14 protein-coding genes and 1 tRNA gene are annotated in these 17,952 nt (G+C 71.0%); 9 read left to right on the top strand and 6 right to left on the bottom strand.

Going from position 1 to position 17,952, the window contains the following annotated elements:
* Nucleotides 1-56 precede the first annotated feature (56 nt).
* Complete coding sequence (locus tag BLQ73_RS16235) at nt 57-1,685, top strand: amidohydrolase (RefSeq protein ID WP_176955487.1); 1,629 nt, start codon at nt 57-59, stop codon at nt 1,683-1,685.
* 88 nt (nt 1,686-1,773) lie between these two features.
* On the opposite strand, the gene BLQ73_RS16230 is transcribed toward BLQ73_RS16235, so the two are convergent.
* The 3 genes from BLQ73_RS16230 to BLQ73_RS16220 all read right to left on the bottom strand — a co-directional run bounded on the left by BLQ73_RS16230 (nt 1,774) and on the right by BLQ73_RS16220 (nt 3,505).
* The gene (locus BLQ73_RS16230; protein ID WP_093171290.1) at nt 1,774-2,004 is read right to left on the bottom strand and encodes a hypothetical protein; all 231 of its coding nucleotides are present in this window, start codon (nt 2,002-2,004) and stop codon (nt 1,774-1,776) included.
* 109 nt (nt 2,005-2,113) lie between these two features.
* Nucleotides 2,114-2,190 (bottom strand) — tRNA-Lys (locus BLQ73_RS16225).
* Nucleotides 2,191-2,269: 79 nt separating this feature from the next.
* Nucleotides 2,270-3,505, bottom strand: coding sequence for a tyrosinase family oxidase copper chaperone (locus BLQ73_RS16220; protein WP_093171289.1), 1,236 nt, complete (start codon nt 3,503-3,505; stop codon nt 2,270-2,272).
* 305 nt (nt 3,506-3,810) lie between these two features.
* Here BLQ73_RS16220 and BLQ73_RS16215 point away from each other — a divergent pair, with 305 nt between their 5' ends.
* Together BLQ73_RS16215 and BLQ73_RS16210 are read left to right on the top strand one after the other, a co-directional pair.
* Entirely contained in the window at nt 3,811-4,425 is a 615-nt protein-coding gene (locus tag BLQ73_RS16215; RefSeq protein WP_176955486.1) for a DUF6328 family protein, read from the top strand.
* A gap of 149 nt (nt 4,426-4,574) precedes the next feature.
* Nucleotides 4,575-5,471, top strand: a complete 897-nt coding sequence (locus BLQ73_RS16210; RefSeq protein WP_093171288.1) for a lytic polysaccharide monooxygenase — start codon at nt 4,575-4,577, stop codon at nt 5,469-5,471.
* Between the two features lie 192 nt (nt 5,472-5,663).
* Here the strand turns inward: BLQ73_RS16210 and BLQ73_RS16205 are convergent, their stop codons facing one another.
* Nucleotides 5,664-6,032, bottom strand: a complete 369-nt coding sequence (locus BLQ73_RS16205) for a thiol-disulfide oxidoreductase DCC family protein (RefSeq protein ID WP_245691119.1) — start codon at nt 6,030-6,032, stop codon at nt 5,664-5,666.
* Nucleotides 6,033-6,131: 99 nt separating this feature from the next.
* Here BLQ73_RS16205 and BLQ73_RS16200 point away from each other — a divergent pair, with 99 nt between their 5' ends.
* The 4 genes from BLQ73_RS16200 to BLQ73_RS16185 all read left to right on the top strand — a co-directional run bounded on the left by BLQ73_RS16200 (nt 6,132) and on the right by BLQ73_RS16185 (nt 12,658).
* Nucleotides 6,132-7,928 (top strand): ATP-binding protein, encoded by a 1,797-nt coding sequence (locus BLQ73_RS16200; protein ID WP_245691118.1) that lies wholly within the window; start codon nt 6,132-6,134, stop codon nt 7,926-7,928.
* Nucleotides 7,929-7,957: 29 nt separating this feature from the next.
* Entirely contained in the window at nt 7,958-9,109 is a 1,152-nt protein-coding gene (locus BLQ73_RS16195) for a metallophosphoesterase family protein (protein ID WP_093171286.1), read from the top strand.
* A complete protein-coding gene (locus BLQ73_RS16190; RefSeq protein ID WP_093171285.1) occupies nt 9,109-11,550 on the top strand; it encodes an AAA family ATPase in 2,442 nt (813 codons plus the stop codon). Before BLQ73_RS16195 ends, BLQ73_RS16190 begins: the two co-directional genes overlap by 1 nt.
* Before the next feature lie 124 nt (nt 11,551-11,674).
* Complete coding sequence (locus BLQ73_RS16185; protein WP_093171284.1) at nt 11,675-12,658, top strand: hypothetical protein; 984 nt, start codon at nt 11,675-11,677, stop codon at nt 12,656-12,658.
* Between the two features lie 125 nt (nt 12,659-12,783).
* Here BLQ73_RS16185 and BLQ73_RS16180 read toward each other — a convergent pair whose 3' ends face one another.
* Both BLQ73_RS16180 and BLQ73_RS16175 read right to left on the bottom strand, forming a co-directional pair.
* The gene (locus tag BLQ73_RS16180) at nt 12,784-13,881 is read right to left on the bottom strand and encodes an ADP-ribosylglycohydrolase family protein (RefSeq protein WP_093171283.1); all 1,098 of its coding nucleotides are present in this window, start codon (nt 13,879-13,881) and stop codon (nt 12,784-12,786) included.
* Between the two features lie 231 nt (nt 13,882-14,112).
* Entirely contained in the window at nt 14,113-15,114 is a 1,002-nt protein-coding gene (locus BLQ73_RS16175; protein ID WP_218125883.1) for an ADP-ribosylglycohydrolase family protein, read from the bottom strand.
* A gap of 370 nt (nt 15,115-15,484) precedes the next feature.
* Between BLQ73_RS16175 and BLQ73_RS16170 the strand changes: the two genes are divergently transcribed.
* A complete protein-coding gene (locus tag BLQ73_RS16170) occupies nt 15,485-16,495 on the top strand; it encodes a LacI family DNA-binding transcriptional regulator (protein WP_093171281.1) in 1,011 nt (336 codons plus the stop codon).
* A 67-nt stretch (nt 16,496-16,562) separates the two neighbouring features.
* Complete coding sequence (locus BLQ73_RS16165) at nt 16,563-17,951, top strand: ABC transporter substrate-binding protein (RefSeq protein ID WP_176955485.1); 1,389 nt, start codon at nt 16,563-16,565, stop codon at nt 17,949-17,951.
* The last annotated feature ends 1 nt before the right edge of the window (nt 17,952 follow it).

Below are 17,952 nucleotides of genomic sequence, written 5' to 3'. Positions count from 1 at the left end.
TTCCCGACCTCACAGCCGCGGCGACATCGCACGAGGCTGACCCCGTTGGAGGAGCATTGACTTCGTCCGTTCCCGACCGGATTCTCGTCAACGGCCGGATCACCACACTCGCCGATTCCAGCGTCGTTCCCGGCGAGGTCAGTGCCCTCGCGATCCGCAACGGGGTGATCACATCGGTGGGCAGTGACGACGAGATACGGTCGCTGGCCGACGGGACGACAGAGGTGGTGGATCTGGGTGACCGCCGGGTGATCCCCGGTCTGATCGACTCACACGTGCACTTCATGCGTGCCGGCCTCACCTGGAACGACGAGCTGCGCTGGGAGGATGTCCGCCGGCTGTCCACCGCGCTGGAGACGATCGAGGAGGCGGCACAGCGCCTTCCCAAGGGAACCTGGATCCGGATCATCGGCGGCTGGGACCCGAAGCAGTTCCGGGACAGCGGTCGGGGCCCGACCAAGGAAGAGCTGGACAGAGTGGCTCCTGACCACCCCGTCTATGTGCAGATGCAGTACGCCTACGTCCAGCTCAACACGCTCGGCATGAAGACCATGGGGATCACCGAGGAACTGGTGGCGTCTCTGGCCGAACAGGGTGAGTTCGAGCGGGACGAGAACGGCGAGCTGAACGGCAGGGGGGCCGGCCGCTTTCTGATGACGTGGTTCTACAAGCAGCTCCCGGCCCCTACCTTCGACGAGCAGGTCGCCTCGACGGCGGCGCTGTCACGCGAGTTCGCCCGGGTCGGTCTGACCGGCTGCGTCGACGGCGGCGGCTACAACACCGGGCCGGACGTCTACGGCCCGATCTACGAGGCGTGGCGCCGAGGAGAACTGGCCACGCGTGTGCGGCTCTACCACCACTCGTCGGCGCCCGGCTTGGAGGAGGAGGAGCTCGCGGGCTATGCCCGTTTCCTTGAGCCACACTTCGGCGACGACATGATGCGGGTGTCGGGCATTGGCGAGGTGATCCTCTATCACAGTCATGACGGCGTAACGCGGCTGGGAGACACCTCTCCCGAGGCCATGGACATGCACGAACGGCTGCTCCTGCCCTTCGCGGCCAAGGGGTGGACCGTGCAGATCCACGCGCAACAGACCCTCTACATCGACCGGCTGCTGGACGTGTGGGAGCGCATCGACAAGGTGCACCCCATCTCGGGCCTCCGCTGGACCATCGTGCACGGCATGGGAATCACCAGGGACCACATCTCCCGGCTGAAGGCCCTCGGGGCGGGCGTGATGGTCCAGAGCCTGCTGCGGCTCGACGGCGAGGAGGCGATCGCGGCCTGGGGAGCGGACCGCATCGCGGAGTCACCGGTAATGCGCGCTCTCATCGAGGCGGGTGTCCCGATCGCGCTGGGCTCGGACGCCATGCGTGCCGCCTCGTACAACCCGTTCACCAGCCTGGAATGGTTCCTCACCGGACTCACGGTGTCGGGCACGCCGACGCTGTCGGAGGAGAACCTGCTCACCAGGGAGGAGGCTCTGCGCGGCTACACCGTGGGCAGCGCCTGGTCCACTTTCGAGGACGGCTCCCGGGGGCGCCTCGTCCCCGGCTACCGCGCAGACCTGGCGGTGCTCTCCAAGGATTACATGACCGTTCCGGTCGACGAGGTGCACACCATCACCTCCGAGCTGACCCTGCTGGACGGCCGCACCGTGTGGACAAGCGGCACGGTCGGCTGACCGAAGCCGACTCTGAGGTGAACCGCGGAGTGCCGCGGCGACGACGATGACGACCGCGCGTTCCACCTATCGGCGTACGCCAAGGCCCCTACGAGCGTGCTCGGCGCCAGGACTGACCACCGGTGCCGGGTACGGGCTTGATGCCGAGAAAGGGCCCGAGCAGCGGGATGTCGGTGAACGCCTGGTGGCCCGTATCGTTCACGATCCAGCGCTTCCACCCGGTCAGCAGCTTCCAGTCGCGGTCCCACGAAGCATCGCTGCCATGCCGCTCGCGCTGATCGGGATGGTGGATGATACCGGGCGCAACGGACCTGGCCAACGGGGTTTTCTACGAGGTCGGCGTGCGTCCGGCCTGGTCGGTTGAGGCGACCGCTCGCCGAACAGAACCGAGAGACCCCAGGCCAGCGAACTGACTTGGGGTCTCTGTGTGGTGCGCCGCCAGGGACTCGAACCCCGGACCCGCTGATTAAGAGTCAGCTGCTCTAACCAACTGAGCTAGCGGCGCCCGACATCCATAAGAATAGCGGCATCCGCGGGGTCCTCACGCCACGTTGGCGGGGCTGTACGGCGGGGGCGGGGCGGCGTCAGGTGTAGGTGTACCAGGCGCCGTGGTTGAGCAGTTGGCGTGGGGTGATGGTCCAGTTGAGCTCGCTCTTGAAGGGTTCGAGGGGTGTGTCGAGGAGGTCGGCGGGGAGGGCGTTGGCGACGTCGGGGTGGCGGAGTTGCCAGTCGGCCCAGAGGCTGTCGATGTAGGCGTGGGTGAGGTAGAAGAGGGGGTCGTTGGCCGATGAGGCGGCGGTCATCGTGCCGCCGATCCAGGTGTGGGCCCGGTTGTGCATGGCGTTCGGGGTGCCCCACCAGCCTTCGAGTTCTGTGGTGGCGGTGGTGTCGAAGGGGGCCCGGTCGTAGACCGTGTCGCCGAGGAAGTGGTTGACCTGGCCGGGGCCGGAGCTGGCGGGGCCGGCGCGGCCGATTTCGCGGCGGAGGTAGCCTCGGCTGTCTTCGCGGACGGTGATGGGCCATTGGCCGGTGCGTGCGGCGAAGGGGCCGGTGGTGACTTCGGCGGCGCGGGGCCGGTCGCCGGTGCCGGCGTAGCCGTTGCCGCCGAGGAGGTCGGTGGTGAAGGGGGCGCCGGCGAGGCCCTTGTCGGCGCCCCAGTCCCAGTACGGCAGTGCGAGTGCGGGTTTGAGCCGCTGGATCTGTGTTTCGAGCAGGAGGAGGAGTGCCCGGTGCCACGGGACGAAGCCGGCGTGGGTTTGGGCGTTCCAGGGGCTGCTGAAGGACCGGCGGCTGAGGTCGACGAGGTAGTCGTAGACGCCTTGGTCTTTGAGGGTGAGGAGGGCGTCGACGAAGTCGGCGCGTTCGGCCGAGGTGAAGGTCGCGACGTTCCGCCGTACATATCCGGCTCGTCCGGGCCTGCGGCGTTGACCTCCGCGCCGACCGGGAAGGTCGGGCCGGTCGAGAGCCGGCGGGTCGAGACGGCCGCGGCGGAGTTCCAAGGCGGCGCCCTGTAGGCGGTTGACGGCGTCGCGAGCGGCCGCCTTCAGGCTGTCGTGGGCGGTGTGGAGGTTGAGGGCACTGGTGTATGTGCCGTGGCGCACCGCGATCAGCAGCGGCACCCCGTCGATGAAGACCCCTCGCGCCATGAGGTCATCCACAACCGGTGTATGGGGGCAGATCTGCAGGTTCCGCCCCTTGAAGGTCTCGCTGAAGCAGCCGGCGTGGACCGGCGCAGGTTCAGGCGTGGCGTCGGGGGCGGGCTCGGGGCGGTCGGTCGCTCGGGCGGGCACCGCGACGCCACCCGAGGCGAGAACCGCCACTCCTCCCACGGCGATTTTGAATAGGCTCCTCCGGCCCGGCTCGACCAAGCTTCCCCCGCATACATCGTTGATCAATCTTGATGCAGCTCATTCCCCTGTCAGCGTCAACACGACGCCAATAAAAGGTACGGCTTGTCCCATGCTTCGCAGCCGGGCGGAAACAATCAGAAATATGCAGACAAGTCGCCTAGTCGTTTACCGAAGGGGCAATCTGGATACGATCTCGCGCATCGGAGGCGGTGCACATCGCCGCCGCCAGCCCCCGTGCACGGAGGAACGCCGACCAGGCAAGAGGGTGCTGCGCGATGACCGATCCGTCCGGGGACGCCCCCAGGGACGCCCAGGCGCACCGGAGGGACTCCCTGGAGGCGGTCCACGCCGACAGAGGGCGTCCCGGCACGGGTGAGGGCCCCAGGGAACGCGTGAACCGCGAGCTGATGGAGCTGCTCCAAGAGCTGCGGGTCGCCGTCACGGGCGTGCAGGTGATGTTCGCGTTCCTGCTGACGATCCCGTTCGCCGCGGGCTTCGGCAAGGTCGACACGCTCGGCAAGTGGCTGTTCTTCGTGGCGTTGATGGGGTCGGCGTTCGCGAGCATCTGTTTCATCGCCCCGGCCGCGCAGCACCGGGTGCTGTTCCGTACGGGCTCCAAGGCGATGCTGCTGCGCCGGGCCAACACGCTGGGCATCGCGGGCGCGATCTTCCTGTCCCTGGCGATGACGGCGGCCGTGGCGCTGGTGGCGAAAGCCGTACTGGAGTCCTGGCCCTTCGCGCTTTTCGCGGCGGCCGTGGCGGGGGCGTCGGTGTGGCTGTGGCTGCTGCAGCCGTTGAGGTCGCTGCGCCACCCGAGGGGGGCGCGGTTCGACGAGGAGCGGCCGGGGGCCGCGCCGGAATCCCCGATGCGATCGCGCCGGAAGCCGTGACTCCGGGTCACCAAAACGCTTGACCGACCCCTCCCCGGGGACTACCCTCTTCCAAACTCTTAGGAAAGTTAACTAAGAGTTAAGCCACTCAGAACGTGCTGACCAGCGGATACCCCCCTATTCCCTCCCGGTCAAAGGAGAAGCCTGAAATGAACAGGCGACGCGCAGCGATCCTCGCCACTCTCGGCGGGGTAGCCGCACTTGTCATGGTCCCCGGTCCGGCCGGGGCGCACGGTTCGATGGAGACCCCCATCAGCCGCACCTACGCCTGCTTCTTGGAAGACCCGGAAGCGCCCAAGAGCGCGGCGTGTCAGAACGCCGTCGCGATCGGCGGCACCCAGCCCCTGTACGACTGGAACGAGGTCAACCAGGCCAACGCCGACGGCGCGCACCGGTCGCTCATCCCGGACGGCAAGCTGTGCAGCGGCGGCCGAGACAAGTACCGCGCCTTCGACCTGCCGCGGACCGACTGGCCGTCGACCAAGCTGAGCGCGGGCGCGTCCCACACGTTCCGCTACAAGGCCACCGCTCCTCACCCCGGCACCTTCGAGGTGTACGTCACCAAGGACGGGTACAGCCCGACCCAGCCGCTCAAGTGGTCCGACCTTGAGGCGACGCCGTTCCAGAAGGTCACCAACCCGAGCCTGGTCAACGGGTCCTACGTGTGGAACGGCACGCTGCCCTCCGGCAAGCAGGGCCGCCACCTCATCTACTCGGTCTGGCAGCGCTCGGACAGCGGCGAGGCCTTCTACACCTGCTCCGACGTGGTGTTCGGCGAGGGCAACGTCGACCCGACCCCGACGCCCACCCCGACGCCGACCAACTCGCCCACCCCCACCCCGACTCCCACTCCCACTCCCACAAACTCGCCGACACCCACGCCGACGGCGACCGGCCCCGCCACGCCGTGGCAGACGGGCGCGTCGTACACCGTCGGCCAGCGTGTGACGTACAACGGCGTGGTCTACGAGTGCCGCCAGCCCCACACCTCCCTCGCCGGCTGGGAGCCGCCGAACGTCGCCGCCCTCTGGGAGCGCGCGGCCTAGTTCGCTGACCGCCCCTTAGACCCCGAGCGCAGCGTGCCGCGCGGTGGGACGCACGCTGCGCTCGGCTCCAACGTCGGCTTATGCCGTACGGTGCCCCCGCACATGCGCGTGCCGGAGGTGAGGACCACCCTCGCCTCCGGCACCGTCATGTCCGGGGGCGGCGGGCCCCGATCGGGGCCCGCGGGCATGCCGTCAGGGGCGGCGGCTCGCCGGGAGGGAGCACGCGGGGGTGCCGCCGGGAAGCACATGGCGGTTGTTCGCGATCAGACGGTAGACGCCGTGGGCGATCCACCGGAACGGCGGGATCCGCATGATCACGCCGAGCGGTGCCCAGGGGAGCCCGGCGGCGATGAGCAGTACGGCCACGGCCTGGGCGCCGCCGCGGACACGCCCGTCGGGCGTGATCCACAGGACCTCGTGTTCCGCGCGCCGCCGGGTGGTGCCGAGCGCGGCCAGATCGGTGAACTGCCACGGAACGATCTCGGCGTCGATACGCATGCGGCGGCGGGCGAATTCCACCGCGGTGGTGCAGAAGCCGCAGTCCCCATCAAAGATCAGCACGGACCTCTCCATACCGCCCATCCTGCCCCATCGGGCCGTGAGCGTCAGTGGGGCCGGTTACCCTGCCCTTACCCGAAAGCGCGCAGCGAGGAGATCGCGGTGACCCTGTCCAACGGCCTGACCCCTGAAGCCCCGGCCGCCGGCGCGTCCGAGGAGGTCGCGGCGTCGCCGGCGGCCTCCGCGGAGGCCGTGGGGCGGGTGCTCGGCACGCAGGCCGCCTCGCCGCTCTCGTTCTGGGTGGGGTTGGAGCCCGGCAGGGTCGTGCAGCTCGACGACGTGGTGGTCACCCGGCGCGAGGTGCCCGGGCACGGCCAGGTGCTCGTGGCCGGCGTCGTGACCAAGGTGGAGGCCCGGCATGAGGGCGCGTCGTTCGACTCCGACGTGTTCCTGATCGCCGACGGGAAGCTGCCCGCGGCCGTCGCCGAGAGCGCCGAGGTGCGGGTGACGCGTGTCGAGCCCGAGGTGTTCGTGCCTCCGCTGCCCGGCTCGCCGACCTACAGGGCCGAGGCCGCCGACCGCGATCAGGCGCTCTACTTCGACGTGATGCAGAAGCGGGTGCCGATGGGGCTCGGCAGGGACGGGCATCCGCTCTACCTGAACTTCGACTTCCTCGACGGCACGCGCGGCGCCCACGTGTCGATCTCCGGCGTGTCCGGTGTGGCGACCAAGACGTCGTTCGCCACCTTCCTCCTCTACTCGATCTTCACTTCGGGTGTGCTGAAGGCCGAGGCGGCCAACACCAAGGCGTTGATCTTCTCGGTCAAGGGCGAGGACCTGCTGTTCATCGACCACGCCAACACGCGGATCGACGACCGGGCGCGCGGCGACTACGCCAGGCTCGGGCTGCCCGCGGGGCCGTTCGGGAGCGTTCACGTGTTCGCGCCGCCCCGCCCCGGCGACCCCAACGCCGTGCCGCACGTGAGCGCCCGCACGCGTGACGTGAGCGCGTTCTACTGGACCCTGGCGGAGTTCTGCGAGCAGGAGCTGCTGAGGTTCGTGTTCGCAGACGCCGAGGACGAGCGCTCGCAATACACCATGCTCGTGGCGCAGGTCGCGGCCCGGCTGCGCACCGACGCCGAACGCGCCGACGACGCGGGCGCGGTGCGGGTCGGCGGCGGCGCGCCGTGCCGCACGTATGAGCAGCTCGTCGACCTCGTCGAGGACCTCGTGACGGGCGAGGACACCAGGGCGCGGTGGGCGGGCGCGCAGGTCACCATGGGCACCGTCAACGCGTTCCTGCGCAGGCTGCGCTCGTCGGTGCGGGCGCTGTCGCCGCTGCTGCGCGGCGACCTGCCGGGGCGGCGGCCGCACTCCATCAGCACCGCCGACGCCCAGGTCACGATCGTCGACCTGCACAACCTGCCCGAGCGCGCCCAGCGTTTCGTGGTCGGCGTCACGCTGCGCGGCGAGTTCGCCCGCAAGGAGAGCAGTGGCACGGCGAGGCCGCTGCTGTTCGTGGTCCTCGACGAGCTCAACAAGTACGCCCCTCGGGACGGCGACTCCCCGATCAAGGAGATCCTGCTCGACGTGGCCGAACGCGGAAGATCGCTCGGCGTGATCCTGATCGGGGCGCAGCAGACCGCCTCGGAGGTCGAGCGGCGCATCGTGGCCAACTGCGCGGTGCGGGTCGCCGGGCGGCTCGACCCGGCGGAGGCGACCCGCTCGGAATACGGGTGGCTGACCGGGACGGCCAGAGAACGCGCCACCATCGCCAAGCCCGGCACGATGTTCGTGGCCCAGCCGGAGATCCCCGTGCCGCTCGCCGTGGCCTTCCCCTTCCCGGCCTGGGCGACCCGGCCCTCCGAGGCCCACCTGCTCGCTGTCAACCCGATCACCGGCGCGGCCGACGACCCGTTCGCGGGCCTGCCCGCCGACGATGACGTGCCCCCCTTCTGACCCCCCTTCTGACCCTCCGCGGAGATTTGATGAAAATCCTGCATACGGCCGACTGGCATGTGGGCAAGGTCCTGAAGGGCCGCCAGCGTGTCGAGGAGCACAAGGCGGTCCTCGGCGAGCTCGTCGAGACCGCCAGACACGAGGACGTCGACATGGTCCTGGTCGCCGGAGACCTGTTCGACACCTCCGCCCCCACGCCCGAGGCGCAGTCGCTCGTCATGCAGACCCTGCTCGCGCTGCGCGAACAGGGCGAACGCGATGTGGTGGTGCTGGCGGGCAACCACGACAACGCCCACCTCTTCGACGTCTACCGGCCGGTGCTCGGGGAGCTGGGCATCCACGTGGTGGGCACGTTCCGCCGTCCCGACAAGGGCGGCACGCTGGCGATCCGGGCGAGGTCGGGCGAGGATGTGCGCCTCGCCGTGCTCCCCTTCCTGTCCCAGCGCTATGTCGTGCGGGCGGCCGAGGCGCTCGGCGGCACGGCGGCCGAGCACAACCGGATGTACGCCGCGAGGTTCGCGCAGCTGACCGCCGCGCTCACGCAGGGGTTCGCCGACGGCACGGTCAACCTGGTCACCTCGCACGGCACGATGCCCGGCGGGGCGTTCGGCGGCGGGGAGCGGGAGGCGCACTCCATCTTCTCGTACTACTTCGAACCCACAGCCTTCCCCACATCCACGCAATATGCCGCCCTCGGGCATCTGCACCGCAGGCAGCAGATCCCCGGGCCGTGCCCGATCTGGTACAGCGGATCGCCCATCGCGGTCGACTTCGGCGAGGAGAACAACACGCCGGGCGCACTGCTGGTGGACGTCGGGCCGAACCGGCCGGCGAAGGTCAGTGAGGTCGCCGTGGCCCGTGCCGTACCGCTCAAGACGGTGCGCGGCACGCTGGAGAGGCTGTCGGCGCTGCCCGACGACGGCGCCTGGCTGCGCGTGTTCGTCGAGGAGCGCCCGCGCGCCGGGCTCGCGGAGCTGGTGCGCGGCATGCTCCCCAACGCCCTCGACGTGCAACTGGACGAGCGGTTCCGCCCCGTGTCCGCCACCCGCGCCAAGGGCGCCTCCCCCGGAGCGGCGCGCAGCCCGCGCGAGCTCTTCCGCGACTATCTGTCGGCGACCGGCAAGGCCGACGGCGCGGTGACGTCGCTGTTCGACCGCCTGTACGACGAGGAGACGAGCTGATGCGCCCACTCCGGTTGCACCTGTCGAACTTCGGCAGTTTCCGCGAACCCACCACGGTCGACTTCTCCGGCATCGATTACTTCGCCCTTGTCGGCCCGACCGGTGCGGGCAAGAGCACCGTCATCGACGCGATCTGCTTCGCCCTGTACGGCACCGCCCCCCGCTGGGGCCGCGAGAAATCCGTGGCCCCCGCCCTCGCGCCCTCCGCCTCGGCGGGAGAGGTGGCGCTGGTGTTCGAGGCGGGCGGGCGGCGATACGGCGTGGTCCGCGTGCTTCAGCGCAGCGCGCGCGGCGTGGTCGGCACCCGCGAGGCACGGGTCGAGGAGCTCGACGGCACCGTGCCGGAGACCGCGCCGCTGGCCGACCTGCTCGCGGCGTCGGTGCGGCTGCTGGGGCACGGCGACGGCGTCACAGGCGAGGTCGAACGCATCACGGGCCTGCCGTACAAGTTCTTCACCCAGTGTGTGGTGCTGCCGCAGAACAGGTTCGCCGAGTTCCTGCACGCCCCGCCGCGCGACCGGCAGGACCTGCTGGTGCAGCTCCTCGACGCGGGGGTCTACGAGCGGGTGGGCAAACGCGCCGGTCAGGAGGAGAAGGCCGCCAGGGACAGGGCCGAGTTCATACGGGACGAGCTCCGCAAGATCCAAGGCTCGGACGAGGCGGCGGAGCGGGCCGCGTCCGAACGGCTGTCGACCCTGCGCGACCTGAGCCACCAGGTGGGGCTCGAAGTGGCCGCCCTGCGCGACCAGGACGACGAGCTCAGGCGTGTCCGGGAGGAACGCGCCGCGGGTGAGGAGCGGCTCACGGCGCTGACGGCTCTCGCCATGCCGGCCGACGTGCCCACCCTGGCCGACGCGCTGCGCACCGCACGCGCCGCCGCGGCCGAGTGCGCGCGGCGGATCGCCGAATTGGAGGCGGCCGAGCGGGACGCCGAGGACGAACTGTCGGAGCTGCCCGACAGAATCGGCCTGGTGCGCACCCTGGAACTGCTCCATGACCACGAGCGGACCTCCGCCGAGCTTGCCGCCGCCGAGGCCAAGGCGGCGGCCGCCGTCCATGAGGCGGCCCTGCTCGCGACCGGTCTCGCCTCGGCCGCCGCCGCGCTCACGGCCGCCGAGGCCGAGCGGGAGCGGGTGCGCGACACCCACACGGCCGCCGAGCTGGCCAGGAGGCTCCGCGTCGGCGAGCCCTGCCCGGCGTGCCTGCGGGCCGTGAACGAGCTGCCCCACCACCCCCCGCTGACGGACATGGAGACCGCCGACCGCGCGCTGCGCGCGGCCCGCGAAGGTCGCGAGAACGCCGAGCGGGCGCATCGCGCCGCCGAGCTCGAATCCGTCAAACTCGGCCAGCGCGTCACCGCATTGAGCGAGCGGCTCACCACCCTGCCCGCCCCCGCCACCGCCGACGGGGCCGAGCTGGGCCGGTTGATCGACGCGGCGACCGCCGCCGAGACCGCGGCGAAGAGCGCCCGCGCCGCCACACGCGAAGCCCGCGCGGCGCACGCCAGGGCTGAAAGGCGCGTCGAGGAGCTGTCGGCGAGGGCCGAGCGGGGCTGGCGCGACCTGTCGGCCGCCCGCGACTCGGTCGTGGCGCTCGACGCTCCCCCGCTCGACCGCGACGACCTCGCCCGCGCCTGGACCACCCTGCTGACCTGGCGCGAAGAAGCCGCCGCCCGAGGTCGGCGAACCCTGTCGACCCTGATCCAGCGGCTCGTGGCCGCCGAGCAGGCCCTGGCCGCCGAACGCGGGTCCATCGCCGAACGGCTCCGCGCCCACCACGTCGCCGTGCCCTCGAAGGCCGACGCCTCGGCCCTTCACGAGGCGGCCGTGACCGCCGTCGCCCTCGCCTCCGGCGAGCTCGAACGGATCCGCCGCGACCGCGAACACGCCGCGGCCCTCGCGGCGCAGGCCGCCGAGCTCGACGAGCAGGCGCGGGTCGCGCACGAGCTGGCGCTGATGCTGCGGGCCAACAACTTCGAGCGCTGGCTGTGCTCCGAAGCCCTCGACGTGCTGGTCACCTCGGCCTCCGTCACCCTGCGCGACCTGTCCGACGGCCAGTTCGAGCTGGCGTTGAGCGACAAGAACGACATCGAGGTGATCGACCACCGGGAGGCGGGGCTGGCCCGCAGCGTGCGCACCCTGTCCGGCGGCGAGACCTTCCAGGCGGCCCTGGCTCTGGCGCTCGCCCTCTCCGACCAGGTCGCCGGCATGGCTGCCGCCGCCGCCCGCAGCCTCGACTCCATCTTCCTCGACGAGGGTTTCGGCACGCTCGACCCCGCGACCCTCGACACCGTCGCCGTCACCCTCGAACGCCTCACCACGGGCCGGGACCGCATGGTCGGCGTCGTCACCCACGTGCCCGCCCTCGCCGAACGCGTGCCGGTGCGCTTCGAGATCACCAAGGACGAGTCCGGCTCCAAACTGAGCACGGTGATCACATGAGCGGCCAGCTCCGAAGCCGTCACAGCCGAAGCCGCCCGCTCCGAAGCCGCCCGCTCCGAAGCCCGCACCGCCGAAACCGTCACCTCCGAAGGCTCCCGACGCACCGACAAGGACACGAGACCACATGAGCGTCACCGCCGTCCCGCAGCGCGGATTCTCCATCGACCCGTGGGACCCCGGCTACGCCTCGGCGGTCTCCGCGGAGGCGCTCACCGAGCTCGACGCGAGATCCTCGGCCGAGCTCGACCTCGACCGCGAGGTCCCCGCGAGCCTGTGGAAACCCCTGTCACCCGCGCGCGGCGCCGCCGCGCCCGACGTCATGCTGATCGCCGACGGCGTCCGCCGCGTCGACGCCCGCGTCTGGGTCCACGACCCGGGCGGGGCCATGCCCGCTCCCGGCATCGCCGCCTCCTACGCCGCGGGCGTCGTGCGCTGCTCCCCCACCGGCGGTGAGACCGCCGTCCTCGCCGCCATCGACGTACGGCGGGCGCTGTTCAGCCCATCCCCCGACACGCCGAGCGTGCTCACGCCGTACGCCTCCTATCCCGGGCATGTCGCCACGGGCGCCACCATGGAGCAGCTCTCCCTCGCCCTGCAGCAGCAGCTCACCGAGCTGGAGATCGAGCTGGCCCGGACATGCCGGGCAGACCTCGACGGCAGGAGCGACCTGCTCCTCGTCGACGGCCCCCTGCGGGGGCGGTCCCATCTGCCCCGCACCCTCGGCTACATCAAGACCCACCACGCCGCCTACCTCCCCGCGCCCCAGGCCGCCGTCGTCACCGACCTGCGCCCCGGCGAGCGCACCCCCGTCTTCCTCATGGGCACGAGCTGGAGGCGCCACTCCTGGTATCTGCGTCTCCCCGGCACCCACACCGCCCACTGGGCGGGCATAGTCCGCTGCGAAGCGGCGCCCGACCTCCCCATCGACGAGGTCACCGCCCTCGCCGACGCCTCCGCCCTCGTCCTGCCCTCTCTCGCCGGCGTGGACTACAAGGACCCCCGGGCGCCGCAGAACCTCGTCCCCATCGGCGGCCTGGAGAAACGCCTCCGCCACCGCCTCGGCGACCCCCGCCTCCTCTATCGGGCCCTGCGCAACGCCGCCACCTGACGCCCGCCCGACACCCGCCTGGCGCTCCGGGCGCGGGGTGTCGACCGTAGCTTCGACGCCGACCGCGCCACGGCTCCTCTGCGGCGCTGCGGGCGACCCCGCGCGTGTACCGCTGTGACGGGTGGTCAGCGGATGAGGCGGTGGGCGAGGTCGGTGAGGCGGGTGCCTTTCAGGTGGGGGGTGAGGACGCCGGCGAGCGGGTCGATGTGGGGTTGCCAGGTGGCGGGGATGGCGGCGGCGCCGGAGGCGGCGCCGCAGAGGGCGCCGACGATGGCGGGCATGCTGTCGGACTGGCGGGAGATGAGGGAGGCGGCCATGACGGCGGTGGGGAGGTCGCCGTGGGCGAGGTGGGCGAGGGTGAAGGCGACGGGGAGGGTTTCGGGGGCGACGCCGCCGTGGCTGTAGGTGGCGGGGCTGAGCTGTTCGACGAGGGCCGGGACGGCTTCGAAGGGCGAGGCCGCGGTGTCGCGGATGCGGGCGGCGCGGGCGAGGTTGCGGCCGAGCCAGCTTTCGCCGGGGGTGCGGGCGGTCGCCGCGGTGAGGGCGTGGCCGAGGGGGGCGCCGGCGATGAGGCGGGCGATGGCGTCGGCCATGGTCTGAGCGGCCCAAACGCCGTCCTCGGCGTGGGTGATCTGGGCGTAGTGTCCGGCCACGGCGGCGGCGCGGTCGGGGTCTCCGGCGTAGTGGATGCCGATGGCCACGGCGGCGGGGACGGCGCTGTCGGTGTAATGGGCGGGGTTGTCGTTGCCGGTGGCGGGGGGCAGAAGGCCGTGTCCGGCGTTGAGGGTGGCGGAGCGTTCGGCGATGCCGGTCCACACGTCGGGGGCGTCGATCATGTGCTCTCGCCAGCCGGCGAACAGGGAGTCGGGGCTGTGGTCGGGTGAGCGGAGCAGCACGAGCGCGGCGACGGCGGCGGTTTCGGCGTCGTCGGTGGGGCTGAGGGGGATGTCGTCGCCGACGCCCATGGTGAAGGGGAGCAGCGGGCGGGACACGCGCTGCTCGTCGAGGCCGGCGGACATGCGCCAGCCGGCGGCCCGGGCCCAGCCCGACCGTGCGCGCCGGTGGAACTGGGCGGGGAGGCCGACGGCGTCGCCGAGGGCGAGCCCGAGGAGCGCCCCTGCCGCCGCCGCGCGGCGGTCAGGAGCCGCCGTACGGCACGAGCCCGCATCGCCTTGTCCGGACATGTCGGCCTCCGGCCGTACCGACTCATGTGCGCTCGTCATCGAAGGGTGCCCCCCAATACCACCGAAACCTCGGATACAACGTCCCGGAGTGGGACGGGAACCGGCCGCGCCGACTGCCGAGCCGACACCCGAGCCGCTTCCGCCCGAGCCACCCGCCACGTCTCGATGCCGGCCGGGTGCGATGGTCCAGCGCTTGACCGCGACCACCCGCCGTCGGCCGACATGGGGGCCGTCACCTGGTGTGCGCCGTGGAGGGGTTGGACAGCGTGCTCATGCGCCATCGGCGGCCACCTCGTCCCGGGCGGCGGCTGCCGCGTGGAGGGCGTCGGCCAGGTCGACCAGGTCGGTTCCGGCGGTGGTGGCGATGCAGCGCCCGCTCACCTGCCTGACCTGGTCTCGCCAGGCGGCGGGGATGGCGGACGCGCCGTGGAGGGCCCCGGCCATGGCGCCGGTCATGGCGGCGATGGTGTCGGAGTCGCGGCCGATGTTGACGCCGCCGAGGACGACGTCGAGGAAGCGGCCTTCACCGGCGGCGAACAGCCCGAAGGCCAGGGCGACCGCTTCGGGGGCGGCGTCGGCCCACGGGTAGTGGAAGAGCGGGATCCGCGCATAGAGCACGTCCTCGGCCTCGGCGAGGGAGCGTGTGCCGGCGACGAGGTCGAGGGCGCGGGTGACGAGCCGCCGCGACCAGGTGTCTTCGGGGAGGGCGGCGAGTCCCGCGTCGATGACCTGTCGGTAGGAGGTCGCGGTCATGGCGGCGGCGACGGCGGCGGCGACGGCCCGGGCGCAGTGGACGCCGTCGCGGGCGTGGCTCACGGAGGCGTCGACGGCGGCGAGGCGGGCGGCCCGCTCGGGGTCGCCGGGGCACAGGACGCCGATGGGGGCGACGCGCATGGCGGCGCCGTCGCTCCACATCTCGTAGCTGTCGGCGCCGCTCACGGGGGGACGCAGTCCGGCGCGCAGGTTGGCGATGGCGACCATCTCGCTGAAGCCGGCGCCGTGGAAGCCGCCCCGCTGGGCGGCGACGGTCTCCAGCCACAGGTTCGCGACGTCGGCCGGGGTCATGGCGGTGCCGTACCGCAGCAGGCCCTGGGCGCAGAGCACCGCGTATTCGGTGTCGTCGGTGCCGGCGGCGTCGTCGCTGAGGAAGCCGGTGACGCGGCCGAAGCTCTCGCGGATCGCGGCCTGGGTCATGCCTTCGGTGGGAGCCCCGAGGGCGTCCCCGGCGGCGAGCCCGAGCAGTGCCCCCCGGCTCCGGTCTCGTGTCGTCACTCGCTCTCCGCAGCTGTTCGAAAGTCGCATCGTTTTGCACGATGGTACGCCAGCCTTTGAGGAAGCTCGCACCAGCCGTGTGGAACGGCTCCGCGCCCGCCGCGCACCCCGCCATACGGCAGGGCCGAGTCCACCTCTGCTACTGTGAGCTGGTAAAACTCTCCCAAGTCCCACCGAAGGGCCGCGAGTGTCCGCCCGTACGGCGGAGCGCGACACGGTGGAGATCGACGATCACCGCGGAGACGCGATTGTTACGCACCCCGCCTTGACCTGGGCGGGAACCACATCACAAGCTGAAGGTCTCCCTAGTTTGCAAAACGATTTGCATCCTGCGGAGCCACCGACCGACGAACGACACCGCTGGAGCGACATGACGCAGGTGGGCAGACGCCCCGACATCGCGGCCGTGGCCGCGGCCGCCGGCGTCAGCGTGACGACGGTGTCGCACGTGCTCAGCGGACGCAGGCCCGTCAGCGAGGCGACCCGCGCGAAGGTCGAGGCGGTGATCGAGGAGCTCGGCTACCGCCCGAACCCCTCGGCGCGCAGCCTGCGCACCCACCGCAGCGAGTCCGTGGCGCTGATCGTGCCCGACATCACCAACCCGTTCTATCCGGCCGTCGCCGCCGGGCTGCAGGACGTGCTGCTGGGCAAGGGCTACCTGCTGTCGGTCAATGACGCGGCACTGCCGAGCCGCGCTCTGCCCGAGGTGGTGCGCCATGTCCTGGCGCGCCGGGTCGACGGCATCGTGCTGGCCTCGTACGGCGCGACCGAACAGGACATCGCCGAGATCGCGCGGTCCGGCACCAAGCTCGTACGGCTCGGCGGGCGTTTCCGCGCCGAGTTCGGCGACGTGGTGCGGGCCGACGACGTCGGCGGGATGCACGACGTGGTCAGCCATCTCATCGAGCGCGGATATCAGCGCATCGCGTTCGTCAACGGCGAGCAGGACGCGCATCCGAGCCGCATACGCCTCGAAGGCTACGAGCGGGCGATGCGCGAAGCCGACCGAGCGATCGATCCGGACTTGATCCTTTCGACCACGTTCACCCGTGCGGGTGGGGTGGAGGGCGCTACGGCGCTGCTGGCGCGTTCGCCCCGGCCCGACGCCATCGTGTGCGGCAATGATCTGATCGCCGTCGGCGTACTGGATGTCACCAGGAGGCTGGGCCTGTCCGTGCCGGGCGATCTCGCGATCACCGGCTACGACGACATCGAGGCCGCCTCCCTCGTCACCCCCGCCCTCACCACCGTGCACAACCCGGCCAGGGAGATCGGCCGGACCTGTGCCCGCATGCTGCTCGACCGTCTCGCGGGCGACTACGACGACGTGGCCCGCGAAGTCGTCCTCGCCCACCGGCTCGTCGTGCGCGAGTCCTCATGAGCCAACGCGTCGTCATGACCTCCACGGTCACCCGCACCACCGCACCACCGCACAAAGGAGAACCCCCGTGTCCCGCAACCTCGCCCGCCGCGACCTGCTGAAACTGGGTGGCGGCGCACTGGCCGCAAGCTGGGTGCTCGCCGCGTGCGGTTCGTCCGACTCATCCGGTTCGACGAGTTCGTCATCGGGCGGTTCCTCCTCCGGGGCCGTCAAGGACGTGACGTACTGGGCGGCGTTCGCCACGCCCGAAGGCCAGAAGTACTTCCAGCAGAACTTCGTCGACGCCTTCAACGGCAGCCAGAAGAACGTCCGCGTGAAGATGGACGTCAAACAGCTCATGACGCTCGGGCAGTTGACGAACACGGCCGTGGCCGCGGGCAAGGGCGCCGACGTGGTCTACGCCGACGGGCCTTCCGCCGCCCTGTCGTTCGCGAAGAACGGCAAGACGGTGGCCCTCGATGCCTACGCGACGAAGTACCAGTGGAAGGACAGGCTTCTCCCCTGGGCGTACGACGTGAGCGAGGTCGACGGCAAACTGCACTCCGTGCCGGTCGGGTACGGCTCGCTGGTGCTCTACTACAACCCCGAGACCTTCGCCCAGCACGGCTGGAAGGTGCCGACGACGCTCGCCGAGTTCGAGGCCGTGTGCGCCGACGCCAAGAGCAAGGGCCTGATTCCGGTCGGTGCGGGCAACAGCGGATACAAGGCGCAGACGGAGTGGTACCTCACGTGCGTCCTGAACGCCGCCGTCGGACCGAAGGCCCTGCACGAGGCGCTGACCGGGAAGCGGAAGTGGGACGACAAGGTCTTCGTCGACGCGATCACGCTGGTGAAGTCGTGGATCGACAAGGGCTGGTGGGGTGGTAGCTCCGACCGCTACTTCACCAACACCGACACCGACATGTTCACCGGACTGGCCGGTGGCAAGGTCGCGATGTATATGACCGGCACGTGGAGCTTCGACTCGGCCGACACGTTCTTCACCGGGGGCAAGAAGTGGGACTGGGCGCCGCTGCCCTCCCTCAACGACGCCGTGCCCGCGGGGGTCTATCCGCTGGCCATCGGCACGACCCTGTCGATCAACGCGAAGTCGGAGAACGCCGAGGCGGCGGCCGAGTTCATCGACTACATGATCGCCGACCCGTCGCGGATGCTCGGCATGCTCGCCGCCACCGGCACGAACCCGGCCCCCCTCAAGGTGGACGCGAACGCCTACCCGGCCGAGGTCGACGAGCGTGTCGCCCGCCTCTACAAGGCCATCCCGCAGACCAAGAACCTCGGCTACGCGAGCTGGAGTTTCGTCCCGCCCAAGACCGACACCTACCTCTACACCGAGTTCGACAAGGTCATCACGGGCGACATGTCGCCGGCCGACTTCTGCGCCGGGCTGCAGAAGGCGTTCGCCGCCGAACTGGCCGAAGGGTCCGTGCCGAAGCCTTTTACCCCGGAGTCGTGAT

The sequence above is a fragment of the Sinosporangium album genome (assembly GCF_900100605.1).
Lineage (GTDB): Bacteria > Actinomycetota > Actinomycetes > Streptosporangiales > Streptosporangiaceae > Sinosporangium > Sinosporangium album.
Note: the sequence above shows the minus strand (reverse complement) of the source record. Positions and strands in the feature narration are given on the sequence as shown.

Coding starts and splice junctions, on each gene's coding strand:
- BLQ73_RS16215 (WP_176955486.1), top strand. CDS start 3,811: ATGACCGATCCGTCCGGGGACGCCCCCAGGGACGCCCAGGCGCACCGG.
- BLQ73_RS16170 (WP_093171281.1), top strand. CDS start 15,485: ATGACGCAGGTGGGCAGACGCCCCGACATCGCGGCCGTGGCCGCGGCC.
- BLQ73_RS16190 (WP_093171285.1), top strand. CDS start 9,109: ATGCGCCCACTCCGGTTGCACCTGTCGAACTTCGGCAGTTTCCGCGAA.
- BLQ73_RS16210 (WP_093171288.1), top strand. CDS start 4,575: ATGAACAGGCGACGCGCAGCGATCCTCGCCACTCTCGGCGGGGTAGCC.
- BLQ73_RS16195 (WP_093171286.1), top strand. CDS start 7,958: ATGAAAATCCTGCATACGGCCGACTGGCATGTGGGCAAGGTCCTGAAG.
- BLQ73_RS16180 (WP_093171283.1), bottom strand. CDS start 13,881: ATGACGAGCGCACATGAGTCGGTACGGCCGGAGGCCGACATGTCCGGA.
- BLQ73_RS16185 (WP_093171284.1), top strand. CDS start 11,675: ATGAGCGTCACCGCCGTCCCGCAGCGCGGATTCTCCATCGACCCGTGG.